At 74.3% G+C, this 17,101-nt stretch carries 14 protein-coding genes; 6 read left to right on the top strand and 8 right to left on the bottom strand.

Features of this window, described 5'->3' with window-relative positions; translation table 11 throughout:
- The first annotated feature begins 166 nt into the window (after window positions 1–166).
- On the top strand, window positions 167–952 hold the full coding sequence (locus tag J2S46_RS22965) for a ferritin-like domain-containing protein (RefSeq protein ID WP_191290581.1): 786 nt from the start codon (window positions 167–169) through the stop codon (window positions 950–952).
- A gap of 70 nt (window positions 953–1,022) precedes the next feature.
- Here J2S46_RS22965 and folE read toward each other — a convergent pair whose 3' ends face one another.
- From folE to dacB, 6 genes are all read right to left on the bottom strand, one after another.
- The gene (gene folE / locus J2S46_RS22960; RefSeq protein WP_073926602.1) at window positions 1,023–1,628 is read right to left on the bottom strand and encodes a GTP cyclohydrolase I FolE; all 606 of its coding nucleotides are present in this window, start codon (window positions 1,626–1,628) and stop codon (window positions 1,023–1,025) included.
- Window positions 1,629–1,759: 131 nt separating this feature from the next.
- Entirely contained in the window at window positions 1,760–3,817 is a 2,058-nt protein-coding gene (gene ftsH / locus J2S46_RS22955) for an ATP-dependent zinc metalloprotease FtsH (RefSeq protein WP_190213830.1), read from the bottom strand.
- 226 nt (window positions 3,818–4,043) lie between these two features.
- Window positions 4,044–4,598, bottom strand: coding sequence for a hypoxanthine phosphoribosyltransferase (hpt, locus tag J2S46_RS22950; protein WP_073926604.1), 555 nt, complete (start codon window positions 4,596–4,598; stop codon window positions 4,044–4,046).
- Window positions 4,599–4,671: 73 nt separating this feature from the next.
- The gene (gene tilS, locus J2S46_RS22945) at window positions 4,672–5,811 is read right to left on the bottom strand and encodes a tRNA lysidine(34) synthetase TilS (protein ID WP_191290580.1); all 1,140 of its coding nucleotides are present in this window, start codon (window positions 5,809–5,811) and stop codon (window positions 4,672–4,674) included.
- Window positions 5,812–6,058: 247 nt separating this feature from the next.
- Window positions 6,059–7,237 (bottom strand): Rv3626c family coenzyme F420 biosynthesis-associated protein, encoded by a 1,179-nt coding sequence (locus J2S46_RS22940; protein WP_191290579.1) that lies wholly within the window; start codon window positions 7,235–7,237, stop codon window positions 6,059–6,061.
- A gap of 160 nt (window positions 7,238–7,397) precedes the next feature.
- Complete coding sequence (dacB, locus tag J2S46_RS22935; protein ID WP_191290578.1) at window positions 7,398–9,008, bottom strand: D-alanyl-D-alanine carboxypeptidase/D-alanyl-D-alanine endopeptidase; 1,611 nt, start codon at window positions 9,006–9,008, stop codon at window positions 7,398–7,400.
- Window positions 9,009–9,084: 76 nt separating this feature from the next.
- Here dacB and J2S46_RS22930 point away from each other — a divergent pair, with 76 nt between their 5' ends.
- Window positions 9,085–9,576: an inorganic diphosphatase gene (locus J2S46_RS22930; RefSeq protein WP_073926608.1), complete on the top strand. Its 492-nt coding sequence runs from the start codon at window positions 9,085–9,087 to the stop codon at window positions 9,574–9,576.
- 248 nt (window positions 9,577–9,824) lie between these two features.
- Window positions 9,825–10,496, top strand: coding sequence for a biliverdin-producing heme oxygenase (locus tag J2S46_RS22925; protein WP_191290577.1), 672 nt, complete (start codon window positions 9,825–9,827; stop codon window positions 10,494–10,496).
- 205 nt (window positions 10,497–10,701) lie between these two features.
- On the opposite strand, the gene J2S46_RS22920 is transcribed toward J2S46_RS22925, so the two are convergent.
- Together J2S46_RS22920 and J2S46_RS22915 are read right to left on the bottom strand one after the other, a co-directional pair.
- Complete coding sequence (locus J2S46_RS22920; protein ID WP_191290576.1) at window positions 10,702–12,273, bottom strand: HtaA domain-containing protein; 1,572 nt, start codon at window positions 12,271–12,273, stop codon at window positions 10,702–10,704.
- Between the two features lie 42 nt (window positions 12,274–12,315).
- The gene (locus tag J2S46_RS22915; RefSeq protein WP_191290575.1) at window positions 12,316–13,905 is read right to left on the bottom strand and encodes an HtaA domain-containing protein; all 1,590 of its coding nucleotides are present in this window, start codon (window positions 13,903–13,905) and stop codon (window positions 12,316–12,318) included.
- Between the two features lie 158 nt (window positions 13,906–14,063).
- Here J2S46_RS22915 and J2S46_RS22910 point away from each other — a divergent pair, with 158 nt between their 5' ends.
- The 3 genes from J2S46_RS22910 to J2S46_RS22900 are packed head-to-tail and all read left to right on the top strand — an operon-like array spanning window position 14,064 to window position 17,004.
- On the top strand, window positions 14,064–15,077 hold the full coding sequence (locus J2S46_RS22910) for a heme/hemin ABC transporter substrate-binding protein (RefSeq protein ID WP_191290574.1): 1,014 nt from the start codon (window positions 14,064–14,066) through the stop codon (window positions 15,075–15,077).
- Window positions 15,074–16,192, top strand: a complete 1,119-nt coding sequence (locus J2S46_RS22905) for a FecCD family ABC transporter permease (protein WP_370882226.1) — start codon at window positions 15,074–15,076, stop codon at window positions 16,190–16,192. Before J2S46_RS22910 ends, J2S46_RS22905 begins: the two co-directional genes overlap by 4 nt.
- The gene (locus J2S46_RS22900; RefSeq protein WP_191290573.1) at window positions 16,189–17,004 is read left to right on the top strand and encodes a heme ABC transporter ATP-binding protein; all 816 of its coding nucleotides are present in this window, start codon (window positions 16,189–16,191) and stop codon (window positions 17,002–17,004) included. Before J2S46_RS22905 ends, J2S46_RS22900 begins: the two co-directional genes overlap by 4 nt.
- Window positions 17,005–17,101: the final 97 nt, after the last annotated feature.

Raw genomic sequence — 17,101 nt, 5'->3', positions numbered from 1 at the left:
CCCGCCCGCAACCCCACCCGGGGCCCCGCAACCCGCCGGGCCCGCCCGCCGCCGGACTTCACGCGACCGGGTGAATCCCGCCCGGCCCGCCGCAGCCGCCGGCCCCGCCGGGGGAACGCATCAGGACCGTCCGCCGGACGTACGTCGGGCCCGTACAGGAGGCATTGTGCTGACCACCCGATCTCTCTTCAACGAGATCTACCTCAACGACGAGGCGTACCAGCTGTTCTGCAGCATCGCTGCCGGGGGTGAGGACCAGGGCGGCTGGGAGAACGAGCGGATCCACTCGCTGGCGCAGGATCCGGTACTGGCCCCCAAGATCGCCCGGCACGGCGCCGACGAGCGCAAGCACGGCCGGATCTTCACCCAGCTGCTGCACAAGCGCGGGCTCGACAAGGTGGCGGTGCCGCCGAAGGCCGACTACTGCATGCTGCTGGAGCGCCAGGGCATCGGCCTGGCCCACGAGCGGCTGAAGTCCGACGTGCCGCTGGCCGAGCGGGAGATCATCACCTACCTGGCGCACAGCCGGGTCACCGAGCAGCGCGCCTCGGAGCAGATGCGCCAGCTGATGAAGGCCTATCAGGACAACCCCGACCTGGGCCGGGCGATGCAGATGATCTCCGCGGACGAGGACAACCACCTCGCGTACTGCCACGAGGAGCTGCTCCGGCTGGCCGCCGCCGGGCACGGCCCGTACATCCGGCACACCCTGGAGCACATCGCCAAGGGCGAGATCCGCACCCACCGGGACGTCGGCCTCACCGTGATGGCCGCGATGGGCCGGATCCTCGGCTGGCCGCTCCCCCGGCGGGTGCTGCTGGCCGCCGGCCTCTACGGGCTGTACCTGTACGAGGCCACCGTCGGATGGCGGCGGATGGTGCGGCTGCGGATGCCCGCCCGCCGCAACGCGCTCGGGACCCCGGCCCCGCCGCACGCCGAGCTGCCGCGCTGAACGACCCCGGCCGGCCACCGGCCCGGCGCGAGCCGGAGCGCCGGTGGCCGGCCGGTGGCCGCGGCCGCCGTCAGCGGCCGATGATCAGGCTCATCGCCTCGGCGCGGGTCGCCGGGTCGCGCAGCTGGCCGCGCACGCAGGACGTGATCGTCTTGGCGCCGGGCTTGCGGATGCCGCGCATCGACATGCACATGTGCTCGCACTCGACGACGACGATCGCCCCGCGCGGCTCCAGGATCCGCATCAGCGCGTCGGCGACCTGGCTGGTGAGCCGCTCCTGCACCTGCGGGCGGCGGGCGTAGACGTCCACCAGCCGGGCCAGCTTGGAGAGACCGGTGATCTTGCCGCTGGCCGACGGGATGTACCCGACGTGCGCGACGCCGCGGAACGGCACCAGGTGGTGCTCGCAGACCGAGGTCAGCTCGATGTCCTTGACCAGCACCATCTCGTCGTGGCCCAGGTCGAAGGTGGTGGTGAGGACGTCCTCCGGCTCCTGCCAGAGCCCGGCGAATATCTCCTTGTAGGCGCGGGCCACCCGGGCCGGGGTCTCCAGCAGGCCCTCGCGGTCCGGGTCCTCCCCCACGGCCAGCAGGAGCTCCCGGACGGCGTTCTCGGCCCGCTTCTGGTCGAAGACCCCGACGTTGGACGGACCGTCGAAGGTGACCGGGTCGATCATGCAGGCCTCGCTCGTTCGTGGATGGCGGATGGGTGGGGCGGTGCCGGCGGCAGGGCCGGGTACGACGGATGCCGCGCCTCCAGGGTACAAACCCCGGCGACGCGGCATCCATTCCGTCCTGCTGTGCGGGCTCAGCCCTCCGCGGGGGCCTCACCGGGAACCGGCGGGACCTTCACGGTGTCCACCACCGGAGCGGCCTCCGTCAGGGCGGCGGCGCCGTTGGTGAGCGCCAGCTCCTTCGGGGACTGCACCGGCGGGCGGGTGGACGGCGTGCGACGGGACGAGCCCGTCCAGGCCGGCCGGGCCGGGCGCTTGACGATCGGCGCGAAGATCTCGGCGATCTGCTCCTTGTTGAGGGTCTCCTTCTCCAGGAGCTCCAGGACCAGGTTGTCGAGCACGTCGCGGTTCTCGACCAGGATCTCCCAGGCCTCGTTGTGCGCGTTCTCGATGAGCTTCTTGACCTCTTCGTCGACCAGCCCGGCGACCTCTTCCGAGTAGTCGCGCTGGTGGCCCATCTCGCGGCCCAGGAACGGCTCCGAGTCGCTGGAGCCGAACTTGATCGCACCCAGCCGCTCGGTCATGCCGTACTGCGTGACCATCGCGCGGGCGGTGGCCGTGGCCTTCTCGATGTCGTTCGAGGCGCCGGTGGTCGGGTCGTGGAAGACCAGCTCCTCCGCCGCGCGCCCGCCCAGCATGTACGCGAGCTGGTCGAGCATCTCGTTGCGGGTGGTGGAGTACTTGTCCTCGTCCGGCAGCACCATGGTGTAGCCGAGAGCCCGCCCGCGGGACAGGATGGTGATCTTGTGGACCGGGTCCGCGTTGGGGGAGGCCGCCGCGACCAGGGCGTGACCGCCCTCGTGGTACGCGGTGATCTTCTTCTCCTTCTCGGACATGATCCGGGTCCGCTTCTGCGGACCGGCCACGACCCGGTCGATCGCCTCGTCGAGGGTGAAGTTGTCGACCAGCTTCTTGTCGGAGCGGGCCGTCAGCAGCGCTGCCTCGTTGAGCACGTTCGCCAGGTCGGCACCGGTGAAGCCGGGGGTGCGCTTGGCGACGGCCCTGAGGTCGACGTCCGGGGCGACCGGCTTGCCCTTCTGGTGCACCTTGAGGATGTCCAGGCGACCCTGCAGGTCCGGACGCTCGACCGCGATCTGCCGGTCGAAGCGGCCCGGGCGCAGCAGCGCCGGGTCCAGGATGTCCGGGCGGTTGGTGGCCGCGATCAGGATGACGCCGCCCTTGACGTCGAAGCCGTCCATCTCGACCAGCAGCTGGTTGAGGGTCTGCTCGCGCTCGTCGTGGCCGCCGCCGAGGCCCGCACCGCGGTGCCGGCCGACGGCGTCGATCTCGTCGACGAAGACGATCGCCGGGGCGTTCGCCTTGGCCTGCTCGAAGAGGTCGCGGACCCGGCTCGCGCCGACACCCACGAACATCTCGACGAAGTCGGAGCCGGAGATCGAGTAGAACGGCACACCGGCCTCACCCGCGACCGCGCGGGCGAGCAGGGTCTTGCCGGTCCCGGGCGGGCCGTAGAGCAGCACGCCCTTGGGGATCTTCGCCCCGACCGCCTGGAACTTGGCCGGCTCCTGCAGGAACTCCTTGATCTCGTGGAGCTCCTCCACCGCCTCGTCCGCACCGGCGACGTCCGCGAAGGTCGTCTTGGGGGTGTCCTTGGTCAGCAGCTTGGCCTTGGACTTGCCGAACTGCATGACCCGCGAGCCGCCACCCTGCATCTGGTTCATCAGGAAGAGGAAGACCAGCACGATGATGACGATCGGCAGCATCGACAGCAGCAGGCTGACGAAGGTGCTCTGCTTCTCGGGGCTGATGGTGTAGCCCTCGGGCAGGGTGTTGGCATCCTTGTCGTCGATCTGCGTCTGCAGCCGCGCCGCGATGTCCTTGCCCTGGTCCCCGATGTAGGAGGCCTGGAACTTGCTGCCCGAAGGCGTCTTGCCCGTCCCGGAAGTCGGGAGCGTCGCGCCGTCCTTCAGCTGGATCTTGACAGTATTCGAATCACCAGTGGTGATCTGCGCCGATTTGACCTCGCCGGCATTGATCGCCGCGACGACCTGCCCGGTGTCCACCGTCTTGTAGCCGTTCGAGTCCGAAACGACCTGCATCAGCACAATGACGGCGAGGACGGCCAGCACGATCCACATGATCGGCGCACGGAAGTATCGCTTGACGTCCATCCATGCGGGGCGTTGCCGCCCCGTCCCTCCTGCCACTCAACGGCGCAGTGCGGCCGTTGGCCGCCGGCGCATCCGGGTCTGTGCTCATGTGAAGAGCGGTTTTATTGGACCGTACCGCAGTCCGTCCCCCTCTAGGCGGGAGCACGGCGGTACGACCTGTTTTCTTGTCCCCCGACCCAACGGGCGGGAACGGCGTACTGTTCCCGCCCGTGGTCCGAACGGGGTGTCAGCCGCCGTAGACGTGCGGGGCCAGGGTGCCGATGAACGGCAGGTTGCGCAGCTTCTCCGCGTAGTCCAGGCCGTAACCGACCACGAACTCGTTGGGGATGTCGAAGCCGACGTACTTGACGTCGATCTCGACCTTGGCCGCGTCGGGCTTGCGCAGCAGCGTGCAGACCTCCAGGGAGGCCGGGCGGCGCGAGCCCAGGTTGCCGAGCAGCCAGGACAGCGTCAGGCCGGAGTCGATGATGTCCTCGACGATCAGGACGTCCCGGCCGGCGATGTCGGTGTCGAGGTCCTTGAGGATACGCACCACGCCGGAGGACTTGGTGCCCATCCCGTACGAGGAGACGGCCATCCAGTCCATCGTCACCTGCGAGTGCAGCGCGCGGGCGAGGTCGGCCATGACCATCACCGCACCCTTGAGGACGCCGACGATCAGCAGATCACGTCCGGCGTAGTCCCGGTCGATCCGCTCGGCCAGCTCCAGGAGCTTGGCGTCGATCTCGTCCTTGCTGATGAGCACCTTCGCCAGGTCGGCGCCCATGTCCTTGTCGTCCACCGGGGATACGTCCTCAAGCGTTCGGGGGTCTGTGTCGGCGGCGGCCAGGCTGCCCCGGGGCCATGCCTGCCCGTCAGTCGCCCTGTCGCCGGAAGACCAGCGTGCCACACCTGCGGGTGGCCTCGACGCCCCCGGGTAGGTGCAGGGGCCCCTGGCCGCGCCAGCCGGTGACCAGCAGGTCGACCGTTTCGAGGTGCCGGGCGAACAGGTCGCCGGCGGGGCAGCCCGCCCGCAGCGCGGCCCGGCGGAGCACCCGGCGGCGGACCGCCGGGGGCAGTTCGGCGAGCTTCGGGACGTCCAGCGCGCCTTCGCCCGTACGGAGGTCGCGCTCGGCGAGGGCCGCCCACTGGTCGAGCGCGTCGGCGTCGTCGCGGAACAGCCGGGCCGTCCGGGCGAGCGCCTCGACCACCCCGCCGCCGAGGTGCTTCTCCAGCACCGGGAGCACCTCGTGGCGGACCCGGGAGCGGGTGTAGGCAGGGTCACAGTTGTGCGGGTCGTCCCAGACCGGGATGGCCTGGGCGGTGCAGGCCTGCCGGGTCGCGGCCCGGTCGAGTTCGAGCAGCGGCCGGCGGTAGCGGCCCTTGTGGGCGGGCATGCCCGCCAGCGAGCGGGAGCCGGAACCCCGGGCGAGGCCGAGCAGGACGGTCTCGGCCTGGTCGTCGCGGGTGTGGCCGAGCAGGACGGCGAGGGCCTGGTGGCGTTCGGCGGCCTCGTCGAGCGCCGCGTAGCGGGCGTCCCGGGCGGCGGCCTCCGGTCCGCCCTGGCGGCCGACCCGGACGGGCACCGCCTCGACCGGGTCCAGGCCGAGCGAGCGGAGCCGCTCGGCGACCTGGGCGGCCCGCTCGGCCGAGCCGGCCTGCAGGCCGTGGTCGACCGTGACGGCGCCGACCCGCAGGCCGAGCTTGGGGGCCTCGAAGGCGGTGGCGGTGGCCAGCGCCATGGAGTCCGCGCCACCGCTGACCGCGACCAGCACCAGCGGGGAGCCGGGGGCGGCGGGCGTGCGGGGCAGCCCGGACGGATGACGGTGGGCGTTGCCGATCAGCGTGGTGGCGGCACCGGCGTTCGCGCCGGCGTTCACCAGGGCGGCGCCGCCCGGGCGGCCGTGCGGGGCGCGGGCGGGCGCGGTGAAGGTGGTTCCGGCCTCGGTGGCGAGGTCGGCGAGCGTGCGGCGTACGGCCAGGCGTATCGCGGCGACGGCGGGGTGTGGGCCCACGGCGGAGCACTCCTTGGCGGAGGGGACAGACGGCGACGGGACGCGGCGGGGAACCGCGCGACTGTGAGCGCCTTGTTACCGGGCGCTCACAGATGGTGGCAGAAATGAGCCGCCGGCTACGCCACCCGCGCCACCAGTACGACCACCGTCCCACGTACGGGTGAATGAAGAAACGTATCTCCACCCGCCGTCTGCACGATTGGACCACTCGTGCGAGCGCGTCCGGCCGGGGCGGGGCGGCGCCGGGTCAGCGGCCGACCCGGGCCACCCAGGCCGCCGGGTTGTGGATCTCCTCCTTGGTGGGGAGCGTGTTCGGCGAGGTCCAGACCCGGTTGAAGCCGTCCATCCCGATCCGGTCCACCACCCCGCGCACGAACACCGCGCCGTCCTGGTACTGGCGCAGCTTGGCGTCCATCCCCAGCAGCCGGCGCAGCACCAGGTCGAGCCGGTTGGCCCCGCGGTCCCGGCGCTGCTGGAACTTCTCGCGGATCTCCGCCACGCTCGGCACCACCGCCGGGCCGACGCCGTCCATCACCACGTCGGCATGGCCCTCCAGCAGCGACATCACGGCCGTCAGTCGGCCGAGGATCTCGCGCTGGGCCGGCGACTGGACGACCTCCAGCAGCCCCGCCGGCGGGGAGCCGTCGCCGCGGGTGCCGAGGCCGGTCAGACCGCCGCCGACCGAGCCGGCCGCCTCCCGCACCCGCTCCAGCAGGGCCCCCGGGTCGACGTCGGTCTCGGCGAGGAAGGACTGCACCTCGGACTGGATGTGGTCGCGCAGCCAGGGCACCGCGGTGAACTGGGTCCGGTGGGTCTCCTCGTGCAGGCAGACCCAGAGCCGGAAGTCGGCCGGGTTCACCTCCAGCTCGCGCTCCACCTGGACGATGTTCGGCGCCACCAGCAGCAGCCGGCCCGGGCCCGGGCCGGCCGGGCCGAGCCGGGGCTTGTCGAAGAGCGCCGCCGGGCTGTCCGGGGTCTCCACCGAGGACTCGGCCGGCGCGAAGGTCTCGTACTGCCCGAGCACCTTGGCGGACAGGAACGCCAGCAGCGCGCCCACCTCGATGCCGGTGGCCTTCTCCCCCACCGTGCCGAACACGCCCGCGGCGGCGGAGGACGACCGGCGCGCCTGCAGCTTCTCCACCAGCGGCTGGACGATCGTGCGGAAGCCCGCCACGTTCGCCCGCACCCAGCCCGGCCGGTCCACGATCAGCACCGGGGTCGCGGTCGCCGCCGCCAGGCTGCTGGAGCGCATCCCGGTGAACTCCCGGACGTGCTCCTCGGCCTCCAGCGCGTGCCGGCGCAACTCGGCGACCACCTCGGCCGCCTGTGCCCGGGTCACCTCCGGGCCCGGCCGGACCAGCCTGGTCGCAGTCGCGACCGCGAGATTCCAGTCGACCATGTCAGCACCGCCGCTCGCGCTCGTCATGCCCTCACCGTACGTGCTCCACCGCACCGGGGGGAGTCGCATGCGCCGACGTGCTAAGAGCGTTCGGTGGACGGCGGCCGTCCGGTCGGCGCGGACCGGACGGCGGTGACCGCCCGGCGGTGACCGGCCGGCCCTTGCCGGGCGGCCGGTGTCCGGAGGGTCAGTGGCAGCCGCAGGCGGCCAACCGGGCGACGATCCGGTCCATCGCGGCCCGGGCGGTGTCCGCCGGGGCGGTCGTCCTGGTCATCACGGCGAAGGAGAGCAGCCGTCCGTCGGCGTCCACCACGGTGCCCGCCAGCGTGTTCACCCCGCTGCGGGTACCGGTCTTGGCCCGGACCAGGCCGGCCGCCTCGGCGGCCCCCGAGCCCGCGCCGAAACGCTTGCCCAGCGTGCCGGTGAACCCCGCGACCGGCAGGCCGGTCAGCACCGGGCGCAGCTCCGGATGGTCCGGGGAGGAGGCCAGACCGAGGAGCTGGACCAGCACCGCGGGCGGGATCGTGTTGCCCGCGTGCAGCCCGCTGCCGTCGTGGAGGACGAGCCCGGCCGACCGGACGCCCAGCCCGGCCAGCGTGTCGGTGACGGCCGTGGCCGCGCCGTCGAAGCCGGCGGGCTTGTGCGCGGCCAGCGCCACCTGCCGGGCGATCGCCTCGGCCAGGGTGTTGTCGGAGGTGGTGAGCAGCCGCTCCACCAGCCGGGCGACGGTCGGCGAGGTGACCTCGGCGAGCACCGCCGCCCCGGCCGGGGCGGCCGCCGCCGTCTGCTTGGCCTTCCCCTCCACGGTGATGCCGTGGGCCTTCAGCAGCGCGGCGAACGTCTCGGCGGCCTGGCCGGCGGGGTCGGCCACCCGGGCGGGCGCCTCCTCGCGGCTGCGCGGGTCCGCCTTCCCCTCGTCCGCCATCAGCGGGGTCATCAGCGGGATGTTGAGCGCGTCGTAGTCCGCGTGCTGCGGGCTGCCGGTGTACAGCGAGACGTCGTAGCCCAGCCGGACGGTGGCGGTGCCGGCCGCCCGGAGCGCGGCCGCCGTCCGCGCGGCGAGCGCCTCCAGCGAGGCGGGGGCGGTGTCGGCGTCCGCCGGGGCGCCGTCGATCTGCACCTGGTCGGCGGGCAGTGCGGTGAGGGTCGGGTCCCCGCCACCCACCAGGGTGATGTCGGCGGGGCTCGCGCCCGCGACCACCCTGGTGGCGATCCGGGTGTCACCCGGGATCAGCGTCAGGGCGGCCAGCGAGGTGGCCAGCTTGGTGGTCGAGGCGGGCGTCGCGGGAGTGTTCTCCCCGGCGCCGTAGAGGATCTGGCCGCTGGTGGCGTCCGCGACCGCGAAGGTGACGGTGCCCAGCGACTTGTCCTGCAGGGCGGCCGCGAGCGCCTGCCGCAGCCCCGCCACGGTCGGGATGCCGACCGCGGCGCCGTCCGCGGGCTGCAGCACCAGGCCGGCCGGCGGCGGGCCGGGTTTGCGGGCCGTCGCCGGGGCCCCCGAGCCGGTCACGCCCGCGGGCCTGCCCACCGGGGAGCCGCCGGGGCCGGCGGCGGGCTTCGCCGCCGGGGAGGTCGCGCTCGGCGAGGCCGTCCGGTCGTCACCGTGCCGGTCGCCGTGCCCGTCGCTCCTGCCGCCCCGGCCGTCGTCGTGCCCCGTGCCGTGCCCGGTCGGCGAGGGGGACGGCGCGGCGTAGGCCCCGCCCCCGCCCAGCACCACGCCGCCGGTCAGCAGTGCCGCCCCCAGCAACCGCGCCGTCGCGACGCCGCGCCCGCGGCGCTCCCCCGTACCTGCTCCCACCGACCGGCCCCTTTCCTGAGCACTCACTCCCGTAGGAGACACTTGGATTCTGTCAGTCCCTACCTTGGAGGAACGCGTGGAGTTCGACGTCCTGATCGAGATCCCGAAGGGCTCGCGGAACAAGTACGAGGTCGACCACGAGACCGGTCGCCTTCGCCTCGACCGGATGCTCTTCACCTCGACCCGTTACCCGGCCGACTACGGCTACGTCGAGGGCACCCTCGCGGACGACGGCGACCCGCTGGACGCCCTGGTCATCCTCGACGAGCCGACCTTCCCGGGCTGCCTCATCAAGTGCCGCGCCATCGGCATGTTCAAGATGACCGACGAGGCCGGCGGCGACGACAAGCTGCTCTGCGTCCCCGCGACGGACCCGCGCTGGGAGCACCTCAAGGACATCCACCACGTGTCGGAGTTCGACCGCCTGGAGATCCAGCACTTCTTCGAGGTCTACAAGGACCTGGAGCCCGGCAAGTCCGTCGAGGGCGCCGACTGGGTCGGCCGCGCCGAGGCCGAGGCCGAGGTCACCGCGTCGATCAAGCGCCTGGCGGACTCCGGCGGCCACTGAGCCGCGGACGCCCGGCCTCCTGCGCGAGTCCCGGGGCCGGGGTGGACGGAGCGATCCGTGCACCCCGGCCTTCGTCGTACCCGGCCGGTGACCGCGACCCGGGCCCGCGGGTGCTTGACGGCGGGCCGGGTCGGGCAGGCTCTTACCGACGGACCGTCGGAACGTTTACCGACAGACTGTCGGAACGACATTGACTTAGGTAAGGCTAACCACAACAATCGGACTGTTCCCGATCACTGGAGGCCCACGTGCCCAGCCCCGAGCAGCCCACCCCGTTCTCCACCGTGCTCCGCACCGCAAGCAGCGAGGAGCACGAGGCGGCCGAGCAGTCCTCCTTCATGAGCCGACTGCTCGGCGGGCGGCTCGGCGTCGAGGCCTACGCCGACCTGACCGGCCAGCTCTGGTTCGTCTACCGCGCACTGGAGGGCCGCAACGCCGAACTGGCGGACCACCCGGTGGCCGGCCCGTTCATCGAACCCGCCCTGCTGCGGACGGCCGCCGTCGAGCGCGACCTGCGGCACCTGCGCGGCCCCGACTGGCGCACCGGCCTGGAGCCGCTGCCCGCCACCGCCGCCTACGTCGCCCGGATCGAGGCGCTCGCCGCCACCTGGCCGGCCGGCTACATCGCCCACCACTACACCCGCTACCTCGGCGACCTCTCCGGCGGCCAGATCATCCGCGGCATCGCCGAGAAGACCTGGGGCTTCGAGCGCAAGGGCGACGGCGTGCACTTCTACGTCTTCGAGGACGTCGCCAACCCCGCCGCCTTCAAGCGGGAATACCGGGCGAAGCTGGACGCCGCCGGGCTCGCCCTGGACGAGATCGAGCGCCGCCGGGTGGTCGAGGAGTGCAAGCGGGCCTTCACCCTCAACGGCGCCGTCTTCCGTGACCTGGACACCCGTTACCCGCTGAGCGCCTGACCGGCCCGGGGCCCGAGAACCGCACCCGCACCGCCGCACCCGCACCGCGCAGGACGTCCGGTGCCCGGCCCCGTGCCGGACACCGGACGACACGTCGGCCCCGACGAGCAACCGCTCGCCGGGGCCGACGGCCTGGCCCCGACGCCGGACCGTGGCGCCGGGCCGTGGCGCCGGGGCGGACCGGCCCCGGCGGGTACGAAGGGGGTCAGGCCCCGGCCGACCCGGTGCGGCGACGGACCAGGACGGTCGTGCCGCCGCCGGCGAGGAGCAGGCCGGCGGCCGTCGCGAGCAGCGGCACCACCGGGGTGCCGGAGCCCGTGGAGGCCAGCACGGCGCCGCCGCCGAGACCGGTGCTGCTCACCGAGGCGCCCGTCCCGGCGGCGCCGCCCGTGCCGGTGCCCGATCCGGCCGGCACCCGGGCGTTCCGGTCGAAGGACAGCGAGACGGTGACCGCGTCCAGGGCCTCGCCCGCGGGGTAGTTGCCGAAGGCGGGCACGCCCTCGGCGGTCAGCGTGGCGGGCACGGCGGTCAGCGTCACCACGCCGCCGACGGGCGCGAAGGCCGCCCCGGAGAGGTCCAGCTTCGCGATCCGGGCGCCGGTCAGCACGGACGTCCTCCCGTCCGGGGACTTGGCGTTGACGTCGGCGGTGAGGAAGGCGCCGTCCTTGTCGATCCGCAGCCCGAAGTGGTCGAAGGTGGTGTCCAGCGCGTACCCGCCGTCCGAGGGGTGCCCGAGGAAGCGCACCGACCCGGCGAAGCCGGCCGAGACCGCGTGCGTCCCGGTGTGGTACGTGCCGGTGGCACCGCCGAAGCGGTAGTCGGCCGCGCCGCCGCCGAACTCCGCCTTGCCGTTGGCCACCGGGCCGGCCAGGTACTTGCGGAAGCTCTCCTTGACCGTCCAGTCCAGGCGGCCGTCGACGACGGCGAGTTCACCGGTCGCGGGGGTGGTGACGGTCGGCGAACCGGACGCCGAGGGGGAGCCGGTGGCGCTCGGCGAGGCGGTGGCGCTCGGCGAACCCGTCGCGGTGGGCGAACCGGTGGCGCTCGGCGAACCCGTGGAGGACGGCGAACCGGTCGCGGTCGGCGAGGCCGAGGCGGACGGGGAGGCCGGCGCGGAGGGCGAGGGCGAGGGCGAGGGCGACGGGGCCGGGGTCCGGGCCAGCAGCAGCGACAGCGGGTCGAGGTCGGAGCCGGCCGGGTAGAAGCCGGCGAAGACCTTCGCGCCCTCCTCGGTCAGCCTGGCCGGGGTCGCGGCGCCCGTGGTGGTGTCGCGGCCGACCGTGAAGGTGGCCAGCGGGACGTCCTGGCGCTCGGTGGCCTGCGGGGCGCCGACCTGCTCCTTGGAGGCGGTGTCGGCCGTCAGGGTGCCGGTCGTGCCCGAGGTGGTGAGCCTGAGGTCGCTCAACCCGACGTCCAGCTGGCCCCCGTGGGCGAGGAAGCGCACGCCGCCGGTGAACGCGGCGGACAGGGTGTGCGAGCCGAGGTCGTAGCGGGCGCTGCCGAAGCCGAAGCGGAAGGTCCCGTCGGCGTTGCGGGTCGCCCCGCCGGTCAGCTCGATGCTGCCCTGGCCGGCCGGGCCGGTCACGTAGCTGCGGAAGCTCTGCTTCACGCCCCAGTCGAGCGAACCGGTGTCGTAGGTGACCTCGGTGGGGCCCGCGCCGAAGGCCACCGCGGGGGCGCCGAAGGCGGCCAGGGCGAGGCCCGCCGTCGCGGCACCGAGGGCCGCCAGGGAGGTGCGGTTGCGCCGACCGGGGCGCTGGACAGTGGTACGCGGCATGGCTTCGAACGCTCCTTGTGGTGAAAGTGGCATGACGATGCGTCAGGCGCGGGGCCGGACGTCCTCGTCGGCGCTGGCGGGGCCGGCGGGACCGGCTGCGGCCGGAGCGGCGGCCCCGCCCGCGGCCCTGCGGCGGCGCCGGGCGAGCACTCCCCCGGCCGCGCCGAGGGCGAGGACCAGCAGGCCGCCGACGACCGCGGCGGTCGTCCGGCCGCCCCCTCCGGCGGCCTCCGCGGTGACCGGGGCGGTGGCCGGGGCGGGGCTCGCGGCGGCCGGGTCGGGCGATGCGGCGGGGGCGCTGCCGATGTCCGGCAGCGGGGGCAGGGCGGCCGCCGGGTCGAGCGCGACGGCGAAGCTCAGCGGATCCATGTCGGTGCCGGCGGGGTAGAGCCCGCCGAACACCCTGGCGCCCGACTCGCTGAGCTTGAGCGGGAGTTCGACGGCCTTGAGCAGGCCGCCCGCGGGCTTGAGGGCGGCCGCCTCGAAGGTGGCCAGCTCGACACCGGGCGCCTGCTGGACGGCTCCGTCCGCGGTCCGGCCGAGGACGTCGGCGGTGAGCCTGCCGTGGCCGTCGGCGACGGTGACGGCGGCGTTGGCGAGGACGAGGTCCAGGCCGTAGGTGTCACCGGTCCGCATGCCGGTGAAGTGCACGCCGCCGGCGAAGGCGGCGGTCAGGGCGCCGGTCGCCGGGTCGTAGCCGCCCTTGGCCGGGGTCCAGCGGAAGAACGCCCCGCCGTCGGCCGCGCCGCCGGTGACCTCCCAGGCGCCCTTGGCGATCGAGCCGGTGACGTAGTCGCGGAAGGTCCGGCGGACGCCCCAGTCGAGGGCACCCGCGGTGAACTCGGTGCGTGCCGGGGCGGGCGCCGGGCTCTCCCCGGCCGGCGCGCCGGTGCCGGCGGCGGGGGTCGCGGCCGGTTCGGCGACGGCCGGTTCGGTGACGGCCGGTTCGGTGACGGCCGGCTGCCCGGTGGCGGCCGGCGAAGCCTTCGCCGCCGCCGCGAGGTTGACCGAGAGGGTGAGCGGGTCGAGGGCGGTGCCGGCGGTGTAGAAGCCGCCGAAGGCGCTCGCCCCCGCACCGGTCAGGGTGACGGGCACGTTGCCGAGCGTCAGGGTGCCGGCGGCGCCGCGCAGGTCGAGTCCGGCGAGCGAGAGGTCCGCGAGCCGGGCCTGGCTGACGGCGGCGACCTTGCCGGTGTCCTTGGACTTGCTGCTGATGTCGGCGTAGAGCCCGGCGCCGCCGCCGGCGACGGCCCGCAGGGTGAGCCGGCCGACGCTCATGTCGAGCGCGTTCACGCCGTTCTCCTGGTGGCCAGTGAAACGGACGCCGCCGGAGAAGGCGGCGGTCAGCGCGCCGGTCTCCGGGTCGTACGTACCCGTCGCGGAGTGGAACCGGAAGCTGCTCCCGCCGACCGTGGCGGCGCCCCCGGTCAGACCCCAACTCCCCTTGGCCATGGGCCCGGTGACGTACGTCAGGAAGGACTGCTTGATCCCCCAGTCCAGCCGCCCGCCGGCGACCCGGCCCTCGGCCGCGGCCGCGGCCGCCTGGAAGGGCAGCAGCGCCAGCGCCAGCAGGGCGGCGAGAGCGGCCACCAGGGTGGCGGCGATTCGGCGGAGCCGTCGCGGCACGGACATGGCTGGGCGCTCCTCGGCATGACGGGGGGAAGGGGCCGGTGAACACCGCCCTCTTGCGAAAGCTAGGTAAGGCTAACCTAATATATGAGTCAAGAGCGCCGCAGGTCACCCTGCCCCCAGCAGTCCCCCGGCGCCAACAGCCATCGAAGGGGCCGCAGTTGAGCAGGACCATCCGATACCGGGCGAAGCGGCGACCCGCCGGCCTGCTGATCGCCGCGGCCCTGCTGCTCACGGCCGTGGGCTGCGGCCAGGCCGCCGGCTCCCCCACCGCCGCCACCCCCGACGTCGTCGAACCGCTGAACCCGCCGCCCGTCCCGCAGCTGCCGGCCACCGCCGCCTCGGCCGACGGCAGGCAGGTCACCGTGGCCAGCGCCGAGCGGATCATCCCGCTCGACGGCAGCCTGGCCGAACTGGTCTTCAGCCTCGGCCTCGGCCCCCGGGTGGTCGCCCGGGACGTCTCCACCACCTTCCAGCAGGCCGCGGCCCTCCCGGTGATCACCCAGGCGCACGACGTCTCGGCCGAGGGCGTGCTCTCGCTGCACCCCACCGTCGTCCTCGCGGACCGCTCCACCGGCCCGGCCGAGGCGGTGGAGCAGATCCGCGCCGCCGGCGTCCCGCTGCTCGTCCTGGACGACGCCAAGCAGCTCGCCGACATCGGCCCCCGGATCGACACCGTCGCCGCGGCGCTCGGAGTCCCCGCCGCCGGCGCGCAGTTGAAGGCCCGGACCGACGAGCGGCTCCAGCAGGCCAGGGGCGAGCTCAAGCCCGCCGCCCGCCGCCCCAAGGTCGCCTTCCTCTACCTGCGCGGCAGCGCCTCGGTCTTCCTGCTCGGCGGCGCCGGCTCCGGCGCCGGCTCGCTGATCGAGGCCGTCGGCGGCCAGGACGCCGGCGAGGCCGCCGGGCTGGCCGGCGACTTCACCCCGCTCACCGGCGAAGCCCTGGTCAAGGCAGCACCGGACGCGATCCTGGTGATGAGCAAGGGACTGGAGTCGGTCGGCGGGGTGGACGGCCTGCTGAAGCTCCCGGGCGTCGCGCAGACCCCGGCCGGTCTGGACCGCCGGATCGTCTCCGTCGAGGACGGCAAGCTGCTCAGCTACGGCCCCCGCACCCCCGAGGTGCTGCGCACCATCGCCGCGCAGCTGTACGCCGGCTCGGCCGAGGCCGCCCGGTGACCGCCGCCGACACCGCCGCCGACACCGGCACCGGCACCGTGGAAGGCGCCGCCGCACCTCCCGCCACGCCGCCCGCGGCACGCCCGCGGCGCAGCCGGGCCGCCCTGCTCACCACCGGCCTCGCCGTCGCGCTCGTGCTGTCCGCCCTGCTCGCGGCGGGCGTCGGCGCGTACCGGATCCCGACCGGTGACATCCTCGCCTCGGCCGGCCACCGGCTGGGGCTCGGCGGCCACCCGCTCGGCCGGGTGCCGGAGTCCGTGCTGTGGAACGTCCGGCTGCCCCGGGTGGTGCTGGCCCTGCTGGTCGGCGCCTCGCTGGGCTGCGCGGGCGCCCTGATGCAGGGCATGTTCGGCAACCCGCTGGCCGAGCCCGGCGTGATCGGGGTCTCCTCGGGCGGCGCGGTCGGCGCGGTCGGCTGCATCGTGCTCGGCCTGGACTCGCTCGGCAGCTGGACGATCACCGTCTTCGCCTTCGCCACCGGCCTGTTGACGGTCTTCGCGGTGTACGCGATGTCCCGCTCCGGCGGGCGCACCGAGGTGGTCACGCTGGTGCTGACCGGGGTCGCGGTGAACGCCTTCTGCGGAGCGCTGATCGGCATCTTCCTGTTCACGGCCGACAGCGCCGCGATCAACCAGGTGACCTTCTGGCAGCTCGGCTCGCTCTCCCAGGCCACCTGGGGCAAGGTCCTGGGCGTGCTGCCGTTCGCGCTGATCGGGCTGGCGGTGGCCCCGCTGTACGCCCGCAAGCTGGACCTGCTGGCGCTCGGCGAACGCCCGGCCCGCCATCTCGGTGTGGACGTCGAGCGGATGCGGCTGGTGTTGATCACCTTGGTCGCGCTGCTCACCGCGGCGGCCGTCGCGGTCAGCGGCATCATCGGCTTCGTCGGCCTGGTCGTCCCGCACCTGCTGCGGATGGCGGCCGGCCCCGGCCACCGCTTCCTGCTGCCCGGCAGCGCGCTCGGCGGCGCCCTGGTGCTGGTGGCCGGCGACCTCGCGGCCCGCACCCTCGCCCGGCCCGCCGAACTGCCGCTCGGCGTGCTGACCGCGCTGATCGGCAGCCCGTTCTTCTTCTGGCTGCTGCGCCGGACCAGGACCAAGCAGGGTGGCTGGGCATGAGACTGCGAACCCGACAGATCCCCGAACGCCCGTCCCCGGGGGAGGAGTTGCTGAGTGCCAAGGCCGTCCGGCTGACCCTGGGCGGCCGCGAGCTGCTGACCGGGGTGGACGTGTCGGTCCGGGCCGGCGAGGTGCTGGCCCTGCTCGGTCCGAACGGCGCGGGCAAGTCCACCCTGCTGTCCGTCCTGGCGGGCGACCTGCCGCCGGCCGCCGGCGCGGTGCTGCTGCGCGGACGGGCGCTGGACTCCTACGGGACGGCCGAACTGGCCCTGCACCGGGCGCTGCTGCCGCAGTCCTCGGCGCTGTCCTTCCCGTTCGCGGCAGGCGAGGTGGTGCGGATGGGCCGCGCCCCGTGGGCCGGCACCGCGGCCGCCGCGCAGGACGAATCCGCCGTGGCCCTGGCGATGGCGGCCACCGACTGCACGCGCTTCGCCGGGCGGCCGTTCACAGCGCTCTCCGGCGGCGAGCGGGCCCGGGTCGCACTGGCCCGGGTGCTGGCCCAGCAGGCGCCGCTGCTGCTGCTGGACGAGCCGACGGCCGCGCTCGACCTGCGCCACCAGGAGCTCGTCCTGCGGGTCGCCCGCGAGCGGGCCGCCGCCGGGGACGCCGTGGTGGTGGTGCTGCACGACCTGTCGCTGGCCGCGGCGTACGCGGACCGGGTGGTCCTGCTCGCCGACGGCGCGACGGTGGCGGACGGCCCGGTGGCCGAGGTGCTGCGCGGGCCACTGCTCAGCGAGGTGTACGGCCACCCCGTGGAGGTGCTGGCGCACCCGCGGACCGGCAGCCCGCTGGTGCTGCCCGTCCGCGGGTGACCGTCCGCGGCTGACCGGGCGCGGGCTGAGGCGGGCGCGGCCGTTCCCGATCCGCCCGGGCCGCCCGCGGACGGGCGGCCCGGCGGCCTCGCGGGGG

The organism is Kitasatospora herbaricolor, from assembly GCF_030813695.1.
Classification (GTDB): Bacteria; Actinomycetota; Actinomycetes; order Streptomycetales; family Streptomycetaceae; genus Kitasatospora; species Kitasatospora herbaricolor.
The sequence above is the reverse complement of the archived record's forward strand: the minus strand, read 5'-3'. Positions and strand labels throughout refer to the sequence as shown.